The sequence below is a fragment of the Arthrobacter mobilis genome (assembly GCF_012395835.1).
GTDB classification, from domain to species: Bacteria; Actinomycetota; Actinomycetes; order Actinomycetales; family Micrococcaceae; genus Crystallibacter; species Crystallibacter mobilis.
On the sequence record NZ_JAAZSQ010000032.1, the window covers coordinates 20634 to 28254 of the forward strand.

Annotated in this window: 6 protein-coding genes and 1 pseudogene; 4 read left to right on the forward strand and 3 right to left on the reverse strand. The window is 68.5% G+C overall.

Features of this window, described 5'->3' with window-relative positions; translation table 11 throughout:
* Positions 1–30 precede the first annotated feature (30 nt).
* On the reverse strand, positions 31–2706 hold the full coding sequence (gene acnA, locus HGG74_RS19830) for an aconitate hydratase AcnA (protein WP_205762236.1): 2676 nt from the start codon (positions 2704–2706) through the stop codon (positions 31–33).
* Positions 2707–2828: 122 nt separating this feature from the next.
* On the opposite strand from acnA, the gene HGG74_RS19835 reads away from it, so the two are divergent.
* The 4 genes and pseudogenes from HGG74_RS19835 to HGG74_RS19850 form a co-directional block, all read left to right on the forward strand.
* The gene (locus HGG74_RS19835) at positions 2829–3503 is read left to right on the forward strand and encodes a GntR family transcriptional regulator (protein ID WP_168489172.1); all 675 of its coding nucleotides are present in this window, start codon (positions 2829–2831) and stop codon (positions 3501–3503) included.
* An 18-nt stretch (positions 3504–3521) separates the two neighbouring features.
* The gene (locus tag HGG74_RS19840) at positions 3522–4094 is read left to right on the forward strand and encodes an MOSC domain-containing protein (RefSeq protein ID WP_168489175.1); all 573 of its coding nucleotides are present in this window, start codon (positions 3522–3524) and stop codon (positions 4092–4094) included.
* A gap of 124 nt (positions 4095–4218) precedes the next feature.
* Positions 4219–4944, forward strand: a complete 726-nt coding sequence (locus HGG74_RS19845) for a hypothetical protein (RefSeq protein ID WP_246263100.1) — start codon at positions 4219–4221, stop codon at positions 4942–4944.
* 24 nt (positions 4945–4968) lie between these two features.
* Positions 4969–5471, forward strand: a pseudogene (locus tag HGG74_RS19850) (oxidoreductase dimerization domain-containing protein); the annotation flags it as partial.
* A 114-nt stretch (positions 5472–5585) separates the two neighbouring features.
* Here HGG74_RS19850 and HGG74_RS19855 read toward each other — a convergent pair.
* Both HGG74_RS19855 and upp read right to left on the reverse strand, forming a co-directional pair.
* A complete protein-coding gene (locus HGG74_RS19855) occupies positions 5586–6413 on the reverse strand; it encodes a winged helix-turn-helix domain-containing protein (RefSeq protein ID WP_168489177.1) in 828 nt (275 codons plus the stop codon).
* Positions 6414–6884: 471 nt separating this feature from the next.
* Positions 6885–7520 (reverse strand): uracil phosphoribosyltransferase, encoded by a 636-nt coding sequence (gene upp / locus HGG74_RS19860; RefSeq protein WP_168489179.1) that lies wholly within the window; start codon positions 7518–7520, stop codon positions 6885–6887.
* Positions 7521–7621 lie beyond the last annotated feature (101 nt).

The window sequence follows — 7621 nt, forward strand, 5'->3', positions numbered from 1 at the left end:
TCTCCGTGTCACCAGTGAACGCCGTCCGGTTCATAATGTCTCGTTTCCGTTCCGTTGCCGGCGCGCGGAGTCGATGGTGGTGCGCAGCAGGGAGGGGATAACGCCTCCGGCACGCAGTAGGGACACGTCCAGTTCGGTTTCGACGGCGGCGCGGGCGGTGAATTCCTCGGTGCCGCCGTTTGCGCCGTGCAGGACGACGGCGACACCGGCCCGAGGTGCGAGGGTCCCGGCGGCCGCGTGGATTTCGATCCGGTCCCCGGGGCGCAGGTCCTGGAGCCGGCCGCGGACGTTCGCGGGGACGACGAGCGGCAGGATGCCCATGCCGATGAGGTTGGAGCGGTGGATCCGCTCGAAGCTGCCGGCGACGACGGCGCGCACGCCGAGCAGCCGCTGGACCTTTGCGGCCCAGTCCCGGGAGGAGCCGGTGCCGAAGCGTTCCCCGGCGACGATGACCACGGCGTCGCCGTCCCGGCGGTAGCGTTCTGCAGCTTCCCACAGCGGCATGACCTCGCCGCTGGGTGCATGGACCGTGTGGGCGACCGGCAGCCCGCCGGGGATCCCTGCCCCGAGGCGGTTCACGACGGCTTTGTTGTGGAAGCCGCCGCGCAGCATAACCTCCCAGTTGCCGCGGCGCGAGGCGAAGACATTCAGGTCGTTCCGGTCCTCGCCCCGCTCGACCAGGAAGTCCGCGGCGAAGCTGTCGGCGGGAATGGCACTGGCCGGGGAGATGTGGTCGGTCGTGATGTCGTCGCCGAGCACCAGCAGGGGGTGGGCTGTATAGCGGCCGAGCTGGCTTCCCTGCGTCGCGGAGGCAAAGGGCGGGCGGCGCAGGATGGTGGAGTCCGGGTCCCACGGGAACCGGGGGGCCTCGGGCGCGTCGAGGCCGGACCACAGGGGGTGGCCCGCAGCGGCGGAGAAGTCCCGGGCGAAGTCCAGCGGATCCTGCCCGGCCTCCCAGGTTTCATCGATCTCCGCCTGGGTGGGCAGCAGGTCCTCGAGGGCCACCGGCGCTCCTTTGGTGCCACCGGCGCGGAAGTCGTGGGTGGCGAGATCGATGTCCGCACGTCCGGCCAGTGCGTAGGCGACGACGAGGGGCGGGGACATGATGAAGCCCAGGTCCAGGTCCGGGTGGATGCGGCCGGGGAAGTTGCGGTTGCCGGAGAGGATGGCGACGGGCCGGATCCGGCCTGCGTCGAGGTTCTGCCTGACCGGGGCCGGGAGGGGACCTGGGTTGCCGATGCAGGTGGTGCAGCCGAACCCGACGATGTCGAACCCGACTGCGCCCAGTTCCTCGAGCAATCCGGACCGCTTGAGGTAGCTGGCAGCGGCGGGCGATCCGGGGGCGAGCGAGGTCTTGACCCATTCCGGCACGCGCAGGCCCAAGGCCCGGGCCTTGCGGGCCACAAGGCCGGCTGCGATGAGGAGCCTGGGGTCGGTGGTGCTGGTACAGCTGGTGATGGCGGCCAGGGCGATGGGGAAAACCGGCATGTCCCGTGCGGGAGCACGGACCGGGATGTCCTCCCCCTGCAGGGCGGCGGGGATCCCGGACAGGGCCAGCAGGTCCTGCGGGCGGCGCGGGCCGGCCGCACGCAGCTCGATCGTCGAGAGGTCGACGGCGATGGTCCAGGTGTATTCCGGTTCGGCTTCGGGGTCGAGCCAAAAGCCGCAGGCGCGGGCGTAGGTTTCGACGAGGCGGCGCTGGAACCCGCTGCGGCCGGTGTCGCGCAGGTAGTCCAGCACGTGCTGGTCAATCGGGAAGTATCCGGTGGTGGCGCCATATTCGGGGGCCATGTTGGACACTACGGCGCGCTGGCCGACAGTCAGGTTCGAGACGCCGGGGCCGTAGAACTCCACGAACTCGCCGGAGACGCCCCGGGCGCGCAGCCGCTGGGTGACGGTCAGGGCCAGGTCGGTCGCGGTCGCGCCGCGGGGCAGGGATCCGGTGAGCTTGACGCCCACCACGTCTGGGATCCGCAGGGTGGTTGGCATGCCGAACATGACGGTCTGGGCTTCGAGCCCGCCGACGCCCCAGCCCAGCACGCCCAGTCCGTTGACCATGGGGGTGTGGCTGTCGGTGCCGATCATCATGTCGGGCACTGCCCAGGGAAGCCCGCCGTCGGCCGCGTCCCTGGTCGTGACGACGGTCGCGAGCTGTTCGAGGTTGATGGTGTGCATGATGCCGGTGCCCGGGGGGTTGATGTGCACGGTTTCCATGCTCCGGGCCGCCCACTTCAGGAACCGGTAGCGTTCCCGGTTGCGTCGGTACTCGTGGACGAGGTTGCGCCCGGCCGCGTCCGGCCGCCCATACTCCTCCACGGCTAGGGAATGGTCGATGGACACGTCGACGCGCAGCGTGGGATTGAGCGTCGAGGGGTCGACGCCGGCCTCCGCGAGAGAGTCGCGCATCCCGGCGATGTCCACCAGTGCCGGGGTGCTGGTGGTGTCATGCATAAGCACGCGCTGGGGCCAGAACTCGAGCTCCTCCTCCAACGTCCGGTCCTTGAGCCAGTGCCGGAGGTTCCGGATGGTCCGCACACCTTCCTCCGCCGAGGACCTGCGAAGCGTGTTCTCGGCCAGCAGCCGCAGGACCACGGGCAGCCGCTCGAAGTCGCCGTGAAGGGCCGCCCGCACATCGATTGCCCTGAACCTGCGGCCTTCGACCTCGATGACGGCGGTGCCTCCCATGGTTCCGGTTCCCGCGGCCATTGTCCCTCCTGGTCCTTGCCCGTTATAAGCTATAACATCCTATCGCCTGCCTCCTCCTCCGGCTGGGTAACCTAGAGCCAAGAACCCGCTTCCGGCACCGGAAGGCATATAAGGAGCGAACAGTGCCTACCCCTCCCGTCGCCTTGACCAAGAGTGCCTACGCCTACGATGAACTCCGCCGGCGTATCCTGGCCGGGGAGATTCCCCACGGCGCCGTCTTCAGCCAGTCCGTGCTGGCACAGGAACTCGGCGTCAGCACGACCCCCCTGCGCGAGGCGCTCCGCCGGCTCGCTGCCGAAGGAATGGTGCAACTCGAATCCCACCGCGATGCCAGAGTCACCCCGCTCACCGCGGACGAAGCGCGCAATCTCTACGTCATCAGGGAAAGCCTGGACCCGCTGGCCGCGGCGCTGGCCGCCACGAGCCGGACAACGGATGACATCTCGAAGATCGGGACGGCGCTCAAGAAGCTCACCCCGCTGCACGATGCCTCCGACCTCGACGCCATGGCAGCGCACCGCGAGTTCCACCGCGCCATCTACCTCTCATCCCACAACCCTCTCCTGATCGGCATCCTCGACGGCCTCTGGGACAAGGCAGACCGCTACCGCCAGATCGCCCTCCAGAACCAGGAAGACTCCGCCAAGGACCGGGCCCGTATCCAGGAAGAACACGTCCAGATCGCCGAAGCCGTCATCGCGGGCAACACCGTCGATGCCCGGGAAGCCATGCACCGGCATATCCTCGGCAGTCTGGGCCGCAGGGCCATCGGCGTCCTCGAGACGATGGCGAAATAGGGATGGAGGGGTGGCGGCATGACGGAAACCTACAGGTACCCGGTGGAGGTCCTGCACCTGCTCGTCTCACCCGGGCATGCCTACTTCGGCCGCGCCCGGGACGGCGCCGCGGACGTGCCGACGGCGGATGCCGACCGGGTCGAACTGGTGGCCGGCAAGGGCATCGTCGGTGACCGGTTCTTCGGCAAGGCTGCGCACATGGATGCGGCCGTGACCCTGATGGCCGTCGAGGCCCTCGAGGCCATCGCCGCGGACCTGGGCGTCCCGGCCTTTGACCCGCTGCTGACCCGGCGCAACGTCATCCTGCGTGGCGCCCACCTGGCCCCGCTGGTCGGCCAGGAGTTCGCCCTGGAATCCCGTGGCGCCCTCGTGCGGTTGCGGGGCGGGCGGCCGGCCCATCCCTGCGCCTGGATGGACCGGGTGCTGGCCCCCGGGGCCCACGCCGCAATGCGCGGACGGGGAGGCCTGCGCTGCCAGCCGCTCTCCGACGGTGTCCTCCACCGCGGCCCAGCCGTACTGCTCAGCCCGGTCCCGCTCAAGCCCGACCAGGCCGGCACGCCCGCCCTGCTCAGGCCCACGCGGCTGCCATAACGGGTCGCCGACCGGTAGCCGGCAAGGCCCGGCCAAGGGCGGCGGTTGGAACTGCCGCCGGCTGCCGGCAGTTGTACAAGTAGGCGGCCGGTTTACGCCGGCCTTGATGAGTAAGGAGCGGAATATGGGAATGTTCGACAAGCTGTTGCACAAGGGCATGAAAATGGCCGGGAACTACGTGAAGGACCAGATGTCCCAGCGCGCCGGACAGCAGCGGAACACCGCCGACCCCCAGAACCAGGCCGGCTACGGCCAGCCCGCGGATTACCGCAGCCCGAACCGGCCGCAGGCCCAGGGAACGGACGCCGACCGGGCCGCCATTGCCAAGTACAAGTACATGCTTCGCACCGCGCCTCCGGAAGACATGGAGCGGGCCCATGCCGAGGCTTTCTCCAGGCTGACTCCGCAGCAGCGGTCGATGCTGCAGGCCGAACTTGCCGGCCACCTGCCGGTTGCGGAGCGTCCCCGGTCGGACCGGCCCGAGGATCTGGCCCGGGCCGCGACCCGCGCAGAGGTGTCCCAGCCGGGATTCATGGAAAGGACCCTGGGCCGCGGCTCCGGCAGCGGCATGGGAGGAGCCTTGGCCGCCGGAGCCGCCGGAGGCCTTGGTGCAGGCCTGCTGGCCGGGGTGGCCGGAGCCTTCATTGGTTCGGCTATCGCCGGTCCTCTGCTTGAAGGTTTCTCCGATATCGGTGACGGCATCGCCGGGGCCGCGGATGGACTGGGTGACAACGTAACGGCCGCCGGCGAGGATCTCTCGGCCGCAGGGGACGAAGTTACCGGCCAGGCCGGAGGCCTCTTCGATGGGTTCGGCGACACCGGCGGCGCCGGAGGAGACTGGGAACTGTAGCCACAGTCAGTCCCGCCTCGGGAAGGCGGGTGGCTGTACGCCGCCGGCAAGACGCAGTTGACGCATCAGGGCAAATACCAGGCCCGGGCCGCCGGCGATGCCATCGCGGCCGGGGCTGATGGCCGGCTCGACGGCGGGCCGGAGCCTTGGAGCGCATGGGCCGCGACGGCGGACGAGGCGGCGGTGCCCTCGGTGGTCTTCACCGACCCGGAGGTGGCCATGGTGGCCCGACCGCAGACAAGGCCCGGGAACGCGGCCTCAACATGTCCGCGACCGAGCTGCCGATTTCCGTGGCGGGCTCCTCGCTGTACGCGGACGGGTACGAAGGCTGGGCCCGGATGGTGGTGGACGAAGACCGCAAGGTGGCCGGCATAACCTTTGCCGGTCCCGGCGTCGCCGAACTGCTGCACGCGGCCACCATCGCCGTCGTCGGGCAAATTCCCCTGACCTGCCTCTGGCACGCCGTCCCCAGCTACCCGACCATCAGCGAAATCCGGCTGCGGCTCCTGGAGAAGTACGGACTCTGACGGAGGCGCAGAGGAAAGCGCCGGGGGACGGAAATGCGGAACAGCTCCCGAGGACGGCGGCTTTAGTATTTCCTAAGCCGCCGTTCGGGAGCTGTTCCGCGACGAAAGGTAACGCTAGATCGAGTACTCCGGCGCGGCCCAGACAACAACCTCGGGGTGCTCGTAGAACCGGTACCCCTGCCCGCGCACCGTCCGCACCGTATTCGCCAACCGCCCCAACTTCGAGCGCAGCCGCCGGATGTGCACGTCGATGGTCCGCTCGTTCGGGACCTCGTCGGCGTTCTTCCACAGGCCGGAGAGCAGTTCCTCGCGCCCCACCGTGCGGGTTGCGTTCTCGACCAGGTAGTTGAGCAGCTCGAACTCCTTGAACGTCAGGTTCAGGGTCTCGCCGTCCAGATGCACCTCGCGGCGGGACAGGTCGATCAGCACGCCGCTGGGGCGGCTGGCCTGCTGGACCGGCTGCGGCGCGCGCGCCGGTTCCGTACGGGGGCGGCGGGCCGCCGCCGTGGGGTCCCCCAGCGCCTGGCGGACCACGTCGATGTTCTCGCCCGGGGCATCGGCCGGCGCCAGCGCGACGGCGGCATGGCTCTGCGCCGCGGGAGCCAGGCTCTGCACATAGGAGCGGATCTGGGAGGCAAGCCGGGTCAGCGAGGTACCGGCCGCTGCGGCGGCAGCTTCGTCCAGGCCCACATACAAAACAAACCCGCGGGCCACAGTGTCATTGCTGACTGCCTGCGGGCCGGGCGTCCCGTTGGGAACGATAACGGGGGTCGGCGCGGTGGCCGGATGGGCAGTGTCCAGCCCGGCCTGCCCCGGGACCGGGCGCAACACGCGGTTCGGCTGCTGTTCCAGATGCCGCGGGCCGCCCTGGCGCTGCGCAGCGGCGGCGCGGTTCTGGGCATTGCGGACGGAGATGTGGACGTATCCGGATGAAACTGACATTTCTAACCTCAATAGTGTGAATGGCCGTCACCGCGGCGCGAATGCATTGTGTGCCCGCACGGGATGTCGTTGCCCGCCATCGGACAGAAGAATTGCCTGGATAACTCTGGGGTGGGGAGCTAGGCCTGCATTCGGCAACAGCACTGCCGTCCTACGATCGGTCTCACGCGGAAGGCTGCGGCTGCAGATGCTGTTGCGATGTTGTTCACGCCTTCGATATTGCTCGTAACAATGAGTACGTGCAAGTAATAAAAGCCGTTTCGTTCCACATAGTGAGATATTCGGGGTTTTTGTGGCGCAGCTCACATGGTGACGGGCCCCACGGAGCTCAGAAGAGCAGCATACTTTCTACTGCAATGGCGCGGTTTTTCACCATGCGGAGACGCACCAGAGGCGCCTTCAGGGTGAGATCAGAACTTTTGCGTTTTGGCAAAACGACCACTATGTGGACAGATAGTGAACAAAGCCTGCCTAATGGGCAACTCCGTAGAGGCGGTCGCCCGCGTCACCCAGGCCCGGAACGATGTAAGCCTTCTCGTTGAGCCGCTCGTCGATCGAGGCCACCACCAAGGTGACATTGGCGCCGGACAGTTCCTCCTCCAGCGCCTTCAGCCCTTCCGGAGCCGCCAGCAGGCAGATGCAGGTGACGTCCGCGGCACCGCGCGCGAAGAGGAACTTAATGGCTTCGCGCAGCGTCCCGCCGGTGGCCAGCATGGGATCGAGCACGAAAACCTGGCGGCCGGTCAGATTGGCCGGCAGCCGTTCGGCATAGGTGATCGCCTCAAGCGTCTCCTCGTTCCGTGCCATGCCCAGGAAACCCACCTCGGCGGTGGGAACCAGCTTGGTCATGCCCTCGAGCATGCCCAGTCCGGCGCGCAGGATCGGCACCACCAGCGGGGTCGGTTTGGTGAACGCGGTGCCGACGGTCCGGGTCACCGGCGTCTCGATCTCCACCGGCTCGGTGTGCACGTCCCGGGTGGCTTCGTAGGCCAGCAGCGTGACCAGTTCCTCGGTCAGCTGCCGGAACACCGGCGACGGCGTGTTCTTGTCCCGCAGAATGGTGAGCTTGTGGGCCACGAGCGGATGGTCGACCTCGAGAACGCGCATGGGCCCAGTCTAGACGCCGAGGGCCCCGCCGCGAGCCTGCGAGCGGTGGGAGGCGGCTGGACGCTAGCTGTACTGACCTGAGAGGTTGGGTACGCGGCTGG